This is a genomic window from Mesorhizobium sp. M7A.F.Ca.MR.148.00.0.0 (assembly GCF_003997735.1).
Classification (GTDB): Bacteria; Pseudomonadota; Alphaproteobacteria; order Rhizobiales; family Rhizobiaceae; genus Mesorhizobium.
The window spans coordinates 29,246-45,325 of record NZ_RZTB01000046.1 but is presented as its reverse complement, the minus strand read 5'-3'; the positions used below and the strand labels follow the sequence as shown (position 1 = coordinate 45,325).

13 protein-coding genes and 1 pseudogene are annotated in these 16,080 nt (G+C 64.6%); 6 read left to right on the top strand and 8 right to left on the bottom strand.

Annotated elements, in window-relative coordinates; translation table 11 throughout:
- Positions 1-105: 105 nt before the first annotated feature.
- Both EOB49_RS18235 and leuD read right to left on the bottom strand, forming a co-directional pair.
- The gene (locus EOB49_RS18235; RefSeq protein WP_127381796.1) at positions 106-1,047 is read right to left on the bottom strand and encodes a hypothetical protein; all 942 of its coding nucleotides are present in this window, start codon (positions 1,045-1,047) and stop codon (positions 106-108) included.
- Positions 1,048-1,132: 85 nt separating this feature from the next.
- Positions 1,133-1,738: a 3-isopropylmalate dehydratase small subunit gene (gene leuD / locus EOB49_RS18230; RefSeq protein ID WP_023810900.1), complete on the bottom strand. Its 606-nt coding sequence runs from the start codon at positions 1,736-1,738 to the stop codon at positions 1,133-1,135.
- Between the two features lie 127 nt (positions 1,739-1,865).
- On the opposite strand from leuD, the gene EOB49_RS18225 reads away from it, so the two are divergent.
- Positions 1,866-2,291: a GNAT family N-acetyltransferase gene (locus EOB49_RS18225; RefSeq protein ID WP_127271072.1), complete on the top strand. Its 426-nt coding sequence runs from the start codon at positions 1,866-1,868 to the stop codon at positions 2,289-2,291.
- Positions 2,292-2,347: 56 nt separating this feature from the next.
- Here EOB49_RS18225 and EOB49_RS18220 read toward each other — a convergent pair whose 3' ends face one another.
- From EOB49_RS18220 to EOB49_RS18205, 4 genes are read right to left on the bottom strand one after another with little or no spacing between them, the layout of a single operon-like run.
- Positions 2,348-3,514: an FAD-binding oxidoreductase gene (locus tag EOB49_RS18220; protein WP_127381795.1), complete on the bottom strand. Its 1,167-nt coding sequence runs from the start codon at positions 3,512-3,514 to the stop codon at positions 2,348-2,350.
- 29 nt (positions 3,515-3,543) lie between these two features.
- On the bottom strand, positions 3,544-5,145 hold the full coding sequence (locus EOB49_RS18215) for an ATP-binding protein (protein ID WP_127381794.1): 1,602 nt from the start codon (positions 5,143-5,145) through the stop codon (positions 3,544-3,546).
- Positions 5,136-5,828 carry a response regulator transcription factor gene (locus tag EOB49_RS18210; protein ID WP_127381793.1) on the bottom strand — a complete coding sequence of 231 codons (693 nt, stop codon included), beginning with the start codon at positions 5,826-5,828 and terminating at the stop codon, positions 5,136-5,138. Before EOB49_RS18210 ends, EOB49_RS18215 begins: the two co-directional genes overlap by 10 nt.
- A gap of 3 nt (positions 5,829-5,831) precedes the next feature.
- Positions 5,832-7,370: a DUF4173 domain-containing protein gene (locus EOB49_RS18205; RefSeq protein ID WP_127381792.1), complete on the bottom strand. Its 1,539-nt coding sequence runs from the start codon at positions 7,368-7,370 to the stop codon at positions 5,832-5,834.
- Positions 7,371-7,898: 528 nt separating this feature from the next.
- Here EOB49_RS18205 and EOB49_RS18200 point away from each other — a divergent pair.
- Both EOB49_RS18200 and EOB49_RS18195 read left to right on the top strand, forming a co-directional pair.
- The gene (locus tag EOB49_RS18200) at positions 7,899-8,774 is read left to right on the top strand and encodes a CoA ester lyase (RefSeq protein ID WP_127381791.1); all 876 of its coding nucleotides are present in this window, start codon (positions 7,899-7,901) and stop codon (positions 8,772-8,774) included.
- A 51-nt stretch (positions 8,775-8,825) separates the two neighbouring features.
- Positions 8,826-9,032 carry a DUF1737 domain-containing protein gene (locus EOB49_RS18195; protein WP_127261267.1) on the top strand — a complete coding sequence of 69 codons (207 nt, stop codon included), beginning with the start codon at positions 8,826-8,828 and terminating at the stop codon, positions 9,030-9,032.
- A 22-nt stretch (positions 9,033-9,054) separates the two neighbouring features.
- Here the strand turns inward: EOB49_RS18195 and EOB49_RS18190 are convergent.
- Together EOB49_RS18190 and EOB49_RS18185 are read right to left on the bottom strand one after the other, a co-directional pair.
- Positions 9,055-9,335 (bottom strand): annotated as a pseudogene (locus tag EOB49_RS18190) (XRE family transcriptional regulator).
- Positions 9,336-9,585: 250 nt separating this feature from the next.
- Positions 9,586-10,008 carry a metallopeptidase family protein gene (locus EOB49_RS18185; RefSeq protein ID WP_023763026.1) on the bottom strand — a complete coding sequence of 141 codons (423 nt, stop codon included), beginning with the start codon at positions 10,006-10,008 and terminating at the stop codon, positions 9,586-9,588.
- Between the two features lie 183 nt (positions 10,009-10,191).
- Between EOB49_RS18185 and EOB49_RS37710 the strand changes: the two genes are divergently transcribed.
- Genes EOB49_RS37710 through EOB49_RS18170 form a run of 3 tightly spaced genes read left to right on the top strand, consistent with a single transcriptional unit; the run spans position 10,192 to position 15,990 of the window.
- Positions 10,192-11,229 (top strand): hypothetical protein, encoded by a 1,038-nt coding sequence (locus EOB49_RS37710; protein ID WP_127381789.1) that lies wholly within the window; start codon positions 10,192-10,194, stop codon positions 11,227-11,229.
- The gene (locus tag EOB49_RS18175) at positions 11,171-12,646 is read left to right on the top strand and encodes a DNA polymerase Y family protein (protein WP_245472746.1); all 1,476 of its coding nucleotides are present in this window, start codon (positions 11,171-11,173) and stop codon (positions 12,644-12,646) included. Before EOB49_RS37710 ends, EOB49_RS18175 begins: the two co-directional genes overlap by 59 nt.
- Positions 12,643-15,990, top strand: a complete 3,348-nt coding sequence (locus EOB49_RS18170; protein ID WP_127381788.1) for an error-prone DNA polymerase — start codon at positions 12,643-12,645, stop codon at positions 15,988-15,990. The genes EOB49_RS18175 and EOB49_RS18170 overlap by 4 nt, the downstream gene beginning before the upstream one ends.
- Positions 15,991-16,080: the final 90 nt, after the last annotated feature.

Below are 16,080 nucleotides of genomic sequence, written 5' to 3'. Positions count from 1 at the left end.
CTTGCGGGGGAGATGCCCGGCAGGGCAGAGGGGGGTGTGAAGGATCGCGGCGGACAATTCTTTTCCGCAGCACGACGACGGTGCGGCTGCCATCGCGCAAAATACTTAGTTCGCCGCCCCCAGCTCCTTGTCCAGCGCCGCCTTCACATCCGCCGGCCATGTCGCCACATCAGGCCAGGCGTTCGGCTTGCCATTGTCGCCGCGGCGCGCAAAATAGAGCCTGTGCTGGGCCGGGTCGACCGCCATGAAGCCGTCATTGCCGCCGCAGTCATGCGGCACGCAGCCGCTGGCGAAGAAGGCGCCCGAAGCGGTCTTTTCCGTGCCGCCGCCGACCAGCAGGCTGGTCGCCATGTCGGGCATGTCCTTGCCGAGAAGCTTTTCGGCTTCCTTGTAGACAGCCTCGTTGTGGAAGGCGTCGATGATGTTCTGGTATTTTTCCGGATCGATGTCTTTCCAGTCCGTGCCGGGTTCCGGCATGTAGGTCAGATTGCCCGAAATCGTCAGCCCATCGGTCGGCGACCATTGCAAAGCCGGCTTCTCATCCCCCGGCAACAGATAGGGCACGAAATAGATGGCGTTGTCGGACACGGCCGAGGGCGGCGCGCCGCACTGGTCCTGCTCGACCGTGGTGCTCTGGATGGTGCCGCCTTCCGGTTTCCAGACGATCACCGTCGCAGGCCCGCATTGATTGCCGCCGTCGCCGACATCGAACAGCGCCACCTTGACGCCGCCGACCTCGACTATTTTGTCGAAGAAGACGTCATAGTTGGTGGCCAGCTGCTTGCCGTCATAAGCAAGCACCTTCTCACCGTCCTGTTCCGGTTGGGTGATGGTCAGCGTGCCGCCCTCGAAGGGTACAGGCGCCTGGCTGTCGTCATCGTCGGCTAAGGCCACATTGTTGTTGGTGCTCGGCGCGCTCTGGCCGGCGGCCCCGCCGGACGCATCGTCAGCCGGCACGAGCACCCTGTCGGTCTGTGCATGCGCGCCAGCCAGCGGCATCAGCATCCACGCCAGCGCACAGACGCCGGCAAGAAGCGAACGTGTCATGACTGTCCCTCCGTTCAGCGCAACGAGCCCGGCGCAACGAATCCGGCCTGAAAGCGGCCGGGCCTCCGCCTGGAGTGTGTACCGCTCAGGCCCAGGGGCGCTGTTCGGCGTTGCGCTTTTCGAACGACGCGATGGCGCCGGCCTTCTCCATGGTCAGGCCGATGTCGTCGAGCCCGTTGAGCAGGCAGTGCCGCTTGAAGTCGTCGAGGTCGAAGGTGACGACACCGCCGTCGGGACCGCGGATTTCCTTGGCTTCGAGGTCGACCGACACTGTGGCATTGGAACCGCGCGAGGCGTCGTCCATCAGCTTCTCGAGATCCTCGGGGCTGACGGTGATCGGCAGGATGCCGTTCTTGAAGCAGTTGTTGTAGAAAATGTCGGCGAACGAGGTCGAGATGACGCAGCGAATGCCGAAGTCGAGCAGCGCCCATGGTGCGTGCTCGCGGCTGGAACCGCAGCCGAAATTATCGCCGGCGACCAGGATCTGCGCCTTGCGGTAGGCCGGCTTGTTGAGTACGAAATCCGGGTTTTCCGAGCCGTCATCCTTGTAGCGCATTTCGGCGAACAGGCCGGTGCCGAGCCCGGTGCGCTTGATCGTCTTGAGGTAATCCTTCGGGATGATCATGTCGGTGTCGACATTGACGATCGGCATCGGAGCGGCGACGCCGGTGAGCTTGGTGAACTTTTCCATGGCTTTTGCCCGTGTTTTCGTTGCGGGGGGATTGCTGAGGCACGGTTTACACAAAGCCGGCAGCAAATAAAAGGCAACTGTTCGTGCACGGTGGCACAAGCCAGCCCGATGGTGCAGTCTGGCGGCCATGGCAGAAAACGCACACGTCCTCTATGCGCGTGAACCCGCGCTCGACATCGCCGAGTTCCGGCGTGTGCTGGTCGAATCCGGCCTCGGCGAGACACGGCCGGTCGATGATGAAGCACGCCTGCGGGCGATGCTGTCGGGCGCCAATCTGGTGCTGACCGCGCGTCTTGACGTCGAAGGCAAGCCGCTGGTCGGCGTAATCAGAGGCATCACCGACTTCTCCTGGGTCTGCTACATCTCCGAACTCGCCGTTTCCCGATCGGCACAGGGGCTCGGCATCGGCAAGGGCCTGATGGACGAGGCGCGCCGGCAGCTTGGACCGTCGGTCGCCATCAGCCTGATCTCCATGCCCGACGCCGTCGGCTTCTACGAACGTATCGGCATGAAGCGCATGGCCGACGCCTTCTGGTTCGACCGCAAGGGCTGAGGTCGGCGCAGGCCTTTGACGTTGGAGGCGCACACCCCTCTCTGCCCTGCCAACGCTCAAATCACGTTCAATTCCCGGAACGCCCTTCCCTCCGCCACCCGCTCATACCTAAACGCCGAGCAATCCACCGTGCGGTAGCCGCCATGGACGATCAGCTCGGCCAGCGCCTTGCCCACCGCCGGCGCCTGCTGCAGGCCATGGCCGGAGAATCCGTTGGCGAACAGGAAATTGCCGACTTCGGGATGCGGGCCGATCACCGCGTTCTGGTCGAGCGTGTTGTAGTCGTAGTGGCCGGCCCAGGCGCGAGTCGGCTTGATTGCCTCGAAGGCGGGAATGCGGGTCGCCAGCACCGGCCAGATCACCTCTTCGAACAGCGGCCAGTTTACCTCGAAGTCACCGGGATCGGGTGCGCAGTCGCCTTCCTCCGGTTCGGCGCCGCCGGTGAGGTAGACCGAGCCTTCCGGACGGACATAGATGCCGGAGGGATCGACCAGCAGCGGCATGTCGGCATATTTCTCGCGCGCCTCGAAGACGAAGACATTGCGCTTGCGCGGCTCGACCGGCAGTTCAAGCCCGGCCATGGCAGCCACCTTGCCGGCGTTCGGGCCGGCGGCGTTGACGACGATGCCGGCCTCCAGCGTCTCGCCATTGCCGAGGCTCACCCCGGTGACGCGATTGCCATCGCGCGCGATGGCGGTGACATCGGCGGTGATGAAATCGACTTTCTTCTGCCGCAGCGCCTTGCGGAACAGCGTCAGCATCGCATGCGCGTCGAACCAGCCTTCGCCGGTGCGGCCATAGGCGCCGGCTGAAATGCCCTCGGTCGACAGCCACGGGAACCGGCGCGTAAGCTGGTCGGCATCCTCGAGCACGATGTCGGCGCCCTCGGCCATCTGCGCCTCGTGATTGCTCTTGAGGATCGGCAAGCCGTCCTCGCCGGCAAGGATTAGGTAGCCGCCCTCGCGAAAGCCAATATCGGCGTCATCCCCGAACTCTTCCTTCAGCCGCCGGAACAGCTTTAGCGTGAACTGCGACAGGCGGATGTTTTCCGGGATCGAGAATTGCTGGCGGATCGAGGCCATGGACAGCGTCGTTGCCGCATGCGCGAATTGCGGATCACGCTCGACCAGCGCGATCGTGCCGGAAAACCCTTGCTCGCGCAGATAGTAGGCGACCGAGGAGCCGACGATGGCTCCGCCGATGATGACGATGTCGTAGCGCATGTTCTCTCCGATCCGGCCGATGGTGTCCTTCACGCCACCGGCAGAATGATCTCGAAGCGCGTGCCGCGTTCGCTGTCAACCAGCGCGATCATACCATCATGCGCTTTCAGGAGGGCCAGCACGATGCCAAGGCCCATGCCGGTGCCGCCCTGTTCGCGCCGCGTGGTGAAAAACGGCTCGAAAATGCGCGCCCGGTTGCTCGGCGAAATGCCGGCGCCGTCGTCGCTGACCAGGATGCTCGCCTTGCCGCCGGCGCTCGTAGCCGAGACAGAAACCGCCGTCGCGCCGTGCCTGGCCGAATTGTCGATGAGATTGGCCAGCACGATAGCCGCGTTCTCGGCCGATATGCGCAAGCCGATTTCGCTGCCGGCTCCGACGCGAACCGCCAGCCTGTTATCGACGGGAAGCAGCGCCAGCGCCGCACCGATCGATGTGCTTTCGCCGCTCGGCGCCAGGTTTTCGGCGCGCGCCATGTCAAGGAGGCGGCGAACCAGCAGATTGAGCCGTCCGGCATCGGTGACGATATTGTTGGAGAAACGCCGCCGCTCAGTATCGTCCATCGCGCCACCGGAATCGCGCAGCAATTCGGCCGCGCCCTGGATCGCCGTCAGCGGCGATTTGAGCTCGTGCGACACATGGGTGGCGAAAGTCTGGATTGAGTCCGACCGCGCCTGAAGCTTCTCGGCCATATCGAGGAAGGCCGCGGACAGCTCCGCCATCTCTCGCGTGCCGTGATGGTCGAGCGGCCGGATCGCCGTGCGGTCGCCGGCGGCGATGCGCTCGGTTCGGTCGATCAGCGCATAGATCGGCCGGCTGACGGTGCGCAGGAAAACCAGGCCGATGAGCAGCGTGCCGCCGAGAATGGCGATCGCCGCCAACGTCACCTTGCCGCGTTCGCCATAGAGATGTTTGATGATGTTGTTGGGCGTTCGCGACACATAGACCACGCCGGCGACCTTGCCATCGACGGCGACCGGCAAAGCGGCGAAGACACGCACCTTGGTGCCGCGGCTGACCGAATAGAGCGGTGGCGTCGGCTGGTCGGGAATGCGCAGCCTGAGCGCGCTGGCATAGCGGCCGGCAAGTGCTGTGCGCACCTCTTCGGCCGCACTGAGCGACTGGCCGACCTCGCCGCGCCCGGCAATGACGACGCCCCGGGGGTCGAGCAGCCGGAAGCCGGCCAGCGTGGTTTTCTGGGTGGCGTCGAGAATGCCGGACAGGCGCGCGCCGATCGCCGCGAAGGCCGGATCCGGGGTGGCTGGCATCGCCGCCGGGCGGGTCGGCAGCACATAATCCGAGGCAAGATCGAGTTGCGGTTCGATTGGCCTGTAGAGCGGGCCCGGATTGACGCTTCGGCTTGAATCCCCGCCTGGCCCCGGCATCGGCGCGCCGAGCTTGTCCGCAGCAATGCCGGCGTCGCGCACATCCTGCGCATAGATGGCGGCGATGGCCGCCCCTTGCGCGATCAGCTCCGCTTCGGTCTGGCGGATCAGCTGGTTCTCGTAGAGGCGGAAGAAGAACAAGCCGACCAATGGCAGGGCCATCACCATGATCAGGATGGCGACGACGACCGTGGCAAGCCGTGGCCGCCACTTGCGGCCGATCCATTTGCCGGAAGTCGTCAGCCGCATCGGCCAAGCCGGAAGCCGACGCCATGCACGGTCTCGATGGCATCCAGGCAACCCACTGCTGCCAGCTTGGCGCGGATGTTGCGGATATGGCTGTCGACGGTGCGGCCGGCGACATGGATATTTGTGGCATAGGCGCTGGCCATCACCGCGTCGCGGTCGAGCACATGCGCGGGCCGCGCCAGGAATCCCTTCAGGATCGAGAATTCGATCCCCGTCAGGGCAAGCGCCTTGCCGTCGAAGCTGGCAGCGTGACTGGCCGGCGCCAGAGCCAATTTGCCATGCGAAAACTGCCTGTTGTCGACCGGTTCGGCCGCCGCCGGGCGGGCGCGCCGCAGGATGACGTTGACGCGGGCGACCAGTTCGCGCGGGCTGAATGGTTTCGTCACATAGTCGTCGCCGCCCATTTCGAGCCCGAGGATGCGGTCGATCTCCTCGTCGCGCGCGGACAGGAACAGCACCGGCACATCGGATGTGTGCCGCAGTCGCCGGCAGACCTCCAGCCCGTCCATCTCCGGCATGCCGATGTCGAGCACGACAAGATCCGGCGCCCGGCGGCCGATCGCCTGCAGGGCGGCGGCACCGTCGGCCACGCCTGTCGTTTTCATGCCGGCCTTTTCCAGCGCAAAGCAGATCACCTCGCGGATGTGCGGGTCATCGTCGGCGACGAGGATGTGATGCGGCATGGATCAGCGGCCCGGCATGGAAGGTTCGATAGCGGAGGGAATCACGAACGGCCCCTTGGTGTCGAGATATCGAAGCAGCCGCCAGTCACGAAAGCTCCAGGCCCGCCAGTTCTGCTGGATAGTCCGATACCAGATTTCATCGCTGCCGCGCACGCCAGCCAGTTCGCGGACAGTGCCGGCGGCCGCCGTCTTGCCCTGCTGCTCGAGGAAGCGATCGAGCGCGGAAAACGCGCCCGGACCGAGCGAGTGAAGATACCAGGCGTCTAGGGGAATGCCCTGGCCGGTCATTTCGAGGGAATGGTCGACATTGTAGTTGGCGATCGTCGCTGCAAAATTGATGAAACAGCCGGCATAAAGCGTCAGAGATAACGTCAGAAGATTGGCGGACAGCAGCCATTCATTGGATTTTCCCAGCGCGATGCGGGCAATGATCAGGGCAAGGCCTGCTCCCACCAGCCCCATCCAGACAAAGGCGGCGACGCGCCAGTAGGTCAGCGCATAGATGCCGACATAGAGGTCGAGCCGCAGGATCGACGAGACGACCAGCATGATGTTCTGCGCCACCCAGGCATAGACCAGCCGGCGGATGAAAGGATCGGCCGATGTCTCGCTGCCTGGTCGCAGCGCTGCCAGCACGAAGCCGGCGGCAAGCAGCGCGGTGACGATCAGGGGATAGGCGCCGCGATGCGCGTAGGCCGCGTAGCTCAGCCCGTCGGGAAGGGCCGCCCCGCCCCACAGATAGGTGGCGTCGAGCGCCGTCTGCAGCGCAAACAGGATGTTGAAGACGATCAGGGCGCGCAGGATGGCGGCCTTGCCGAACAGGATGTCTTCGATGGTGGTGGCGGTTTTGTCGGCTTGAGCGCTGACCGCCGGCGCCGCGCGCGGGATGCGGCGAACCAGGCGCGGCAGGCGCGGCCGCAGAAAAGCCCAGACAGCAGCGAGCACGAACAGCCAGAAGGCAATCCGCGCCAGCTGGATAAGATCGAGCAGCCTCACGAGGTCGATCAGCGACAGCCAGTAGTCGATCACCGGATTGGCGGCGCCGAACAGCGCCAGGAAGACCGCGCCCAGCGTCAGCGGCATCACCCAGACAGCGATCGCCGCCAGCCGGATGCGCCGCCGGCCGAACCGCCGCGCCGTCCTGCGCCAGCGGATGAAATCATTGGCGAAGCGGAACGGCGCCGCCAGCCCGAACAGCACGATCTGCCCGGCAATGCGGGCGATGCTGTGCCGCAGCCGCCCGCTCAGCGAAAGCGCAAAGACGGTCAGCGCCGCCAGCGCGATCGAAACCGACAGGGTGCTGACGTTTTCAGCCAGCGGCAGCAGCGCGACAAGCAAGGCGATGGGCTTGAGCCACACCCGACCGTCGCTGAAAGCCGCCGGATGCACGGCGACAACCGCGGCGGCAATCAGCAGGGCGAACAGGAAACCCGTGATCCCGGCGGGCTGGCCGTAGAACAGGAAATCCGCAAGTGCCGCCAGCAGGATGGCGACACCGAAGCGGCTGCAATAGCTCGGCGCGGCGGAGAGCAACGCTGTCATGATCGGGCTCTCCTGATGGCGTCCCGCCGGGTTGCCGGCGGGCTCTTGCGAACAAAGGGAATGAGGGTTGCGACGGGACACACGCGCGGCGCATCGACCAGCCACCAATCTTCGCGGCGCAGCCGGCAAGGCAGACGGAGTTTGGCTCGCTTGTGCATGCCGCCTGTTTGTCAGGCAGGCGGGGAGGCAGCACGGCGGATCGGAGGAGGTTTTCCGCAAGCGTGTGCAGTTTTCGTGCAGGCAATTGTTGAGGTCGAATTCGCCATCTTTCTAACGTCGGCGCTGCCCCTCACCTGCCTGCCGGCATCCTCTCCCCGTAAACGGGGCGAGGGACGCTCTTGTCGCCGGTTTCGCCAATCTCCAGCGTCGCAAGAAAGGCGCCGGCGTTGCCGCCAGCTCCTCTCGCCCCGTTTACGGGGAGAGATGTCCGGCAGGACAGTGAGGGGCAGCACCAGCTTTCGCGATTGGCTCGTATCAGGTACCGGCCTTCCGCTTGCCTCACCCACCCACAAGCGGCATAGATCACCCATGGAAACCTATCGCCCGCGCCGCTCCGTGCTCTACATTCCGGCTTCCAACGACAAGGCGCTGGCCAAGATCGCGCAGCTTGCCTGCGATGCAGTCATCATCGACCTGGAGGATGCCGTCGCCCCGGCCGACAAGATCGGCGCTCGCGAAAAACTGGCCGGCATTTTCGCCAACCATATTGGCCGCCGCTGCGAGATGGTCGTGCGCATCAATGCTCTGGGAACCGAATGGGGCGCCGACGACTTGCTGGCTGCCGCAGGCTGCGAGCCCGACGGCATCCTGTTGCCCAAGGTCGACACGCCGCGCGACCTGCTCGAGGCCGGCGATGTGCTCGACGACAATTTTGTCCCCGACAGCGTGAAACTATGGGCGATGATCGAAACACCCAAGGCGCTGCTCAACATCGGCGCCATCGCCGAACTTGGCCGCGACCCGGCCTCGCGGCTCAGTTGTTTCGTTGCCGGAACGAATGACCTGGTCAAGGAGACCGGCATTCTGGCAACGCCTGACCGACGCTACCTCGTGCCATGGCTGATGCAGATGGTGCTGGCCGCGCGCGCCGGCGGCATCGACATGCTCGACGGTGTCTCCAACGATTTTCGTGACCTCGACGCTTTCACCCATGAATGCGCGGAAGCCGCGGCCATGGGGTTCGACGGCAAGAGCCTCATCCACCCGGCCCAGATCGAAGCCGCCAACCGTGCCTTCGCACCGTCCGCGGAAGCCGTGGCCGAGGCGCGCTCGGTGAAGGAAGCCTTCGCGCTCGCCGAGAATGCCGGCAAGGGCGTGATCGCGCTGAACGGCAGGATGGTCGAGCGGCTGCACTTGACGCAGGCCGAAAAACTGCTGGCGAAGGCAGCCGCCATCGGGTCATAAATGCTCGATGGGTGCGAGCTAGCTATGGCTACTCACGACAGGAATTGAACAATGAAACTCTACCGCTTTCTGTCCGCTCCGGACGATGCCAGCTTCTGCCACAAGGTGACGGCGGCGCTGAACAAGGGCTGGCACCTGTTCGGCTCGCCGACCTATGCCTACGACAAGAAGGCCAAAACGATGCGTTGCGGCCAGGCCGTGGTCAAGGATATCGACGGCCAGGAATACGGGCCCGATACCAAGCTCAGCGACTGGTAGGGGACAGCGCCTTGCATGCGGATTAGGCAGCCTCGGCAATATCAAGGCGCACTGTAAGTCCGGCCTGTGTGGCAAGGTTGATCAACGTGTCCAGGCTGAAATTCGCGATCCTGCCCCGCAAGAGGTCGCTAAGGCGCGGCTGCGTGATTCCGAGCCGCTCGGCTGCTTCGGCCTGGGTAATTTTCCAGCTCCGCACCCGCTGTTCAATCGCGATCAGCAAATTGGAGCGCATGGCCATATTGGCAGCCTCGGCCGGAGTGTCTTCCAGCGCATCCCAGACATTTCAAAGCTCTGACGTTCCATTGTCACGACTCCCTTCGTCATCCTAGGGCGCAGCAGTCGCAAAGCGACTGCGGAGACCCTAGGATCCATGCCGTGACCTTCGCCGAGGGGCATAGCAGATCAGGATTAGGGCCTGTTTTCGCCGAAACCGGATGGTAAGCTTTCAGTCCTGCACCGACGGAGCACTGTGCCAAGATCACGGCATGGATCCTAGGGTCTGCGCTGCGTCGCTTCGCTCCTTGCTCCGCCCTAGGATGACGAAGATGTGGGGCTATTCCGCCGCCTCTTCGATCTTCTCCATATCATCGTCCGACAGGCCGAAATGGTGGCCGATCTCGTGGATCAGCACGTGGGTGACGATGTCGCCAAGCGTTTCTTCGTTCTCGGACCAGTAGTCGAGGATGGCGCGGCGGTAGAGCGTGATGCGGTTCGGGCCTTCGCCGGTCTGCGGGTTCCAGCGTTCGGCGATGCCGCGTCCCTCGAACAGGCCGAGCAGGTCGAAGGGCGTCTCCAGCGACAGGTCGTCCATGATCTCGTCGGTCGGGAACTCGGCGATCTGGATGACGATCTCGCCGGTCAGCTTGCGAAAATCCTCCGGCAGATGCGCGTACGCCTCCAGCGCCAGGAACTCCATTTCGTCCATCGAGGGCGAGAGTTCGTCGTGCCAGGTGCGGGTCTTGTAGATGCGGGCCATGCTTTGTCCTTTGATCCCGGCATATAGGCTTTCGCACCGGAATCGGCAAATGAACGGACCGATGCGCCTGCGCCATCCCTGCCGAGAGGAATAAATTCCCCATGACTCTGCTTGACTCCTGGGTCACCCTCTGGAATCTATAGGGAACATAACAGGAACAATTGTGAGTGGAAGCTGACCGTCATGGCGATGACCGCCGTGGCGCGGGAGACTGTTTTTGCCCTGCGCCGCCAGATCGCGAAAATCGAGGGAACGCTGCCCGAGCGCTTGGCTGCGCCGGCCGCCGCGCCCTTTAATGCCGACGCCAACACCGATCTCACAATCGTCCGGCGTGGCATTGCCGCGGCGTTGCCGGATGCGTTCCTGCCTATTGGTGTCGAGCGCCTCGACGCCGCCCTGAGCGGCGGCCTGCCGAAGGCCGCCCTGAGTGAAATCCATGGGCTGGAAACCCGCGATGCCGGGGCCGTCGCCGGCTTCGCTTTGTCGCTCACCAGCCTGATCCTCAAGCAAACGCCGGGGCTGCCGGTGCTGTGGATCGGCACATCGGAGATTTTTCGCGAGGCCGGCTTTCCCTATGCAAGGGGGCTTCACGCCTCATTCGGCATCGAGCCGGAGCAATTGCTGTTTTCCGAGGCGCCAAGGCTTGTCGATGCGCTGTGGGTCGCCGAGGAGGCGGCCCGGATGACGGCGCTCGCCGCGGTCATCCTGGAAATCCGCGGCAATCCGCAGCGGCTGGACCTGACCGCGACACGCCGGCTGCATGCCAGGGCGCAAGCGGCCGGCCGCCCGGTGTTCCTGCTGCGGCAGGCGGCCGAACCCGAACCGACGGCCGCCCCTGTCCGCCTCATCGTCGCCTCGGCGCCGGCGGTGCCGCGCGACACCATCGCCGGGCCGCTGGCCGGCTCGATCGGCCGCCCGGCCTTCGCCCTCACCATCGGCAAGAGCCGCACAGCCCTGCCTGGACAATTCACACTGGAGTGGAACCCCGATGAACGCGCATTCGACGAAAGATGGGGCGACGAAAAAAGGAGCGAGGGAAGAGACCGGACAAAGAATCCTGTCCCTGTGGTTTCCCTATCTGGCGGCGGAAAGGATCCTGCGCCAGCGTCTGGGGCGGTCCTGGCGTTCCCGGCCGTCGGATCACCTCTCTCACCCGCCGCTCGTGATCAGCCATCGCGACCGCAACGCGCAGCGCATCTCGGCCCTCGACGAGCGGGCTGAGGCGCTGCACCTGAAGCGCGACATGGGCATCGCCGATGCGCGCGCCATGCATCCGTCGATCGACATCGTCGAGGCGGATCCGGAAGCCGACCGCCGACTGCTCGAAGGCCTTGCCGACTGGTGCGACCGCTACACCCCGCTGGTGGCGCTGGACGGGACAGACGGCCTGTTTCTCGACGTCACCGGCTGCACCCATCTGTTCGGCGGCGAGCGCGCCATGCTGGACGACATCCTGTCGCGCTTCTTCCATCAGGGTTTCGATGTCCGCGCCGGGCTTGCCGCGACGCCGGGCGCGGCCTGGGCGGCGGCACGCTTTTGCAGTGACCGCATCATTGTGTCAGGCGAGGAGGAAGCGCTGCTGGCACCCCTGCCGCTGGCCGCGCTGCGCATCGAGCCGGCGACCCGCACCAGCCTGGAAAGCGTCGGCCTGCGCACGGCGGGCGCCGTCATGGCGGCACCGCGCGCGCCGCTCGCCCGCCGCTTTGGCGCCTTGCTGCTCCTGCGCCTCGACCAGGCGCTTGGCCGTCTCGACGAAGCGGTGTCGCCGCGCCTTCCCGTCGCGCCGCTTTCGGTCGAACGCCACCTCGCCGAACCCGTCACCCTGACCGAGGACATCGAACGGCTGGTGGGCATGCTGGCGGCGACCTTGAAAACCGATCTCGAACGCCGCGGCGAGGGTGCCAGGACACTGGCGCTGCTGCTCTTCCGCGTCGACGGCGCCGTCAGCCGCATCGCCATCGGCACCTCGCGGCCGATGCGCGAACCCATGCTGATCCAGAAACTGTTCCACGAAAGGCTGGCCGCGCTCGAGCAGGATATCGATGCCGGCTATGGTTTCGATCTGGTGCGGCTCTCGGTGCTGGCGGCAGCCACCTTCGACATGCAGCAGGCCGATCTGACTGGCGAAACGATCGACGATGGCGCCGATATCGCGCTGTTCGCCGACCGCATCCGCGCCAGGCTCGGCGAGGGCGCGGTTCTGCAACCGATCGCGGTCGAAAGCCATCTGCCGGAGCGTGCCGTAGCCACCATCCCCTTCACCGACGCGCCACGCCGGACCACGCCGCCGAAAAAGCCCGGCAGGCTGCAGGCACCACAAACCATTTTTCCGCCGGAACGGCCAATCCGGCTGTTCCGCTCGCCCGAACCCATCGATGTGCCGGCCACTGAAATGCCGGAAGGACCACCGTTGAACTTCCGCTGGCGCCGCGCGCTCTACCGGGTCACGCGTGCCGAAGGGCCGGAACGCATCGCCGCCGAATGGTGGCGGGAAGCGCCAAGCGACGAGGCGGCATCGACGCGCGACTATTTCCGTATCGAGGACGCCGATGGTCGCCGCTATTGGCTCTACCGGCAAGGTCTTTACGGCAACACGCAGGTCCCGCCGCGCTGGTTCATGCATGGTGTCTTCGCATGAACGCGCTGACCGTCATCCCCTATGCCGAGTTCGGCATCCAGTCGAATTTCTCCTTCCTGCGCGGCGCCTCCAAGCCGGAGGAGCTGGTGGTCGCGGCCAAGCTCCTGGGCTTCTCGGCGATCGGGCTTGCCGACCGCAACACGGTGGCCGGCGTGGTGCGCGCCTGGCAGCAGGCCAAGGTCGAAAAGCTCTCCTATCACCCCGGCTGCCGGCTGGTTTTCGGCGACGGCACGCCGGACATCCTCGCCTATCCCCAGGACCGCAAGGGCTGGGGACATCTGTGCCGCATGCTTACCCAAGCCAATCTGCGCGACGAGAACGAAAAAGGCGCCACCCTTCTCCAGCGCGGCGACCTCCTCGAATGGGGTGACCTGATGTCGCTGGCGGTCCTGCCCGGTCTGTCGGCGGGCGCGGAAGATAGTCTTCCCCTGCTTGGAGACCTCAAAGGCCGCTTCGGCAGGAACCTGCGGCTTGGCGTTTCGCCCGACTACGCCGGCAATGACCGTTTCCGCATCGAGCAGGCCGCGGCGCTTGCCGAGAGCGTCGGTATTCCGCTGATGGCGACCAACGACGTTCTCTACCACACGGCCGAACGGCGCCCGCTGCAGGACGTGCTGACCGCGATCCGCCTCAACACGCCCGTCGCCGAGGTCGGGCTGCAACTCAGCGCCAATGCCGAGCGTCATCTGAAGCCGCCAATGGAGATGGCCCGCCTGTTCCGCAGGCATCCGCAAGCGCTGGCCGAGACGCTGCGGTTTGCGGAAGAACTGACCTTTTCGTTGAGCGACCTTCAGTACAATTATCCGGACGAGCCGACGGAATCGGGTCTTGGCCCACAGGCTGAACTGGAGCGGCTGGCGCGGGAGGGAGCGGCCAACCGCTATCCGGCGGGTGTGCCGGATTCGGTGACCAGGCGCATCGAGGAAGAGCTCGCTTTGATCGAACGCCTCAACTATGCCCGCTATTTCCTGACTGTCTACGACATCGTCAAGTTCGCGCGCAGCAAGGATATTCTCTGCCAGGGACGTGGATCGGCCGCCAATTCGGTCGTCTGCTTCTGCATCGGCATCACCGAAGTAGGACCGGAAAAAATCGATTCGCTCTTCGAGCGCTTCATTTCCGAGGAGAGAAACGAGCCGCCGGATATCGACGTCGATTTCGAGCACGAAAAGCGCGAAACCGTAATCCAGTACATCTACGAGAAATACAGCGGCAAGCGCACGGCACTTGCGGCCGCCGTCATCAGCTATCGCGGCCGTTCGGCGCTGCGCGAAGTGTCGAAGGCGATGGGCCTGTCCGAGGATGTCAGGGCATCGCTTTCCGGCTCGATCTGGGGTTGGTCGACATCGGAGCTTGGCGAGAAGGAAGCCCGCGCCGGCGGCCTCGACCGCACCGATCCGGTGTCGAGGCACGTGATGGAGCGTGCCAATGAGATCATGGGCTTCCCCCGCCATCTGTCGCAGCATGTCGGCGGCTTCGTCATAACCAGGGACCGGCTCGACGAGATCGTGCCCATCGTCAAGACGGCGATGGACGAGCGCAAGATGGTCGAATGGGACAAGGACGATCTCGACGCGGTGAAGATCCTGAAAGTCGACGTGCTGGCGCTCGGCATGCTGACCTGCCTCCAGCGCGCCTTCACCTTGCTTACTGACCACTATCCAAAGGCGCGAGACAAATACGGCCGACCTTATGTGCTGGCCACCCTGCCGGCAGAAGACGCCCGGGTCTACGATATGATCTGCCGTGCCGACACATTGGGCGTCTTTCAGATTGAATCGCGGGCGCAGATGTCGATGCTGCCGCGCCTTGAGCCGAAAACCTTTTATGACCTTGTCATCGAGGTGGCGATCGTGCGGCCGGGCCCGATCCAGGGCGACATGGTCCACCCCTATCTGCGCCGCCGGCAAGGCAAGGAAAAACCCGAGTATCAAAAGCCGGAGCTGGAGGCGATCCTCAGCAAGACACTAGGCGTGCCGCTGTTCCAGGAGCAGGCGATGAATATCGCCATCGTTGCCGGTGGTTTCAAACCGGGCGAGGCCGATGAACTGCGCCGCGCCATGGCCACCTTCAAGCGCACCGGCACCATCGGCAATTACCGCGACCGTATGATCAATGGCATGGTCGGCAAGGGCTACACGAAGGACTTCGCCGAGCGCTGTTTCAAGCAGATCGAGGGCTTTGGCGAATATGGCTTTCCCGAAAGCCATGCCGCTTCCTTCGCCCTGCTCGTCTATGCCTCCTGCTGGTTCAAGACCTTCTATCCCGACGTGTTCTGCGCCGCGATCCTGAATTCGCAGCCGATGGGGTTTTACCAGCCGGCCCAGCTCGTGCGCGACGCAAGCGACCATGGCGTCGACATTCGCGATGTCGACGTCAATTTTTCGGTGTGGGATTGCACGCTGGAAAAGGCGCCGTTCGATCCGGCCCGCATCCTCCCACGCCATGCCGAGATGCGCGGCGTCATCGAGACGAAGCATGCCGTCCGGCTCGGCTTCCGCCAGATCAAGGGCCTGTCGAAGGAGCGCATGGCGGCTTTCGTCGAACAGCGCGGCTCAGGCTACGTGTCCGTCAGGGATGTCTGGCTGCGCTCCGGCCTCGATGTCGGCGAGATCGAGCGGTTGGCGCAGGCCGACGCCTTCCGTTCGCTCGGCCTTGATCGTCGCGAAGCCTTGTGGGCGGTGCGCGCACTCGACGGCAAGAGCGCCGCCGAAAGGCTGCCGCTGTTCGACCAGCCGGCGCTTCGCCTGCGCGAGCTGGAGCCCGAGACGAAGCTGCCGAAAATGCCGCTAGGCGAGCATGTCATCCATGATTACCGCGCGCTCGGCCTGTCGCTGAAGGCGCATCCGGTCGCCTTCCTGCGCGAGCGGCTCGATCGCGCCAGCGTCATCCCCAATGTGAATCTGCCTTCCGTGCGTGACGGCAGGCGCGTCTCCGTCGCCGGCCTCGTGCTGGTGCGGCAGCGCCCCGGCAAGGGCAATGCGATCTTCCTGACACTGGAGGACGACAAGGCGGTGGCCAATGTCATTTTCTGGCAAAGAACCTTCGACCGTTACCGGCCGATCGTCATGGGCGCCCGGTTCGTCAAGGTCACCGGAAAATTGCAGTCGGAATCGGGCGTGGTCCACATCGTCGCCGAGAGGATCGAGGATCTGACGCCCTGGCTGACCGTGCTTCTGGAGAAGGTCAGCGGGGCCGAACCAGCGGTTCCTCCGGGAGACCTCGCCAAGGACGGTTCGGATCGCTCCAGCCCCGCCAAACAAAGCGCGCCGATCCGGCAGGATCTCGCAACGCTGTCGGAAGAAGCAGAAAGGGTCATGCCCAAGGGGCGCAATTTTCAGTAGGGAAGGCCATGCCAAGGGCGGAACGAAAAGCGGACGTCGGCGATCCTTCGCGCCCCCCTCTGTCCCGCCAGCCTTCGGCAAATTGGCGGG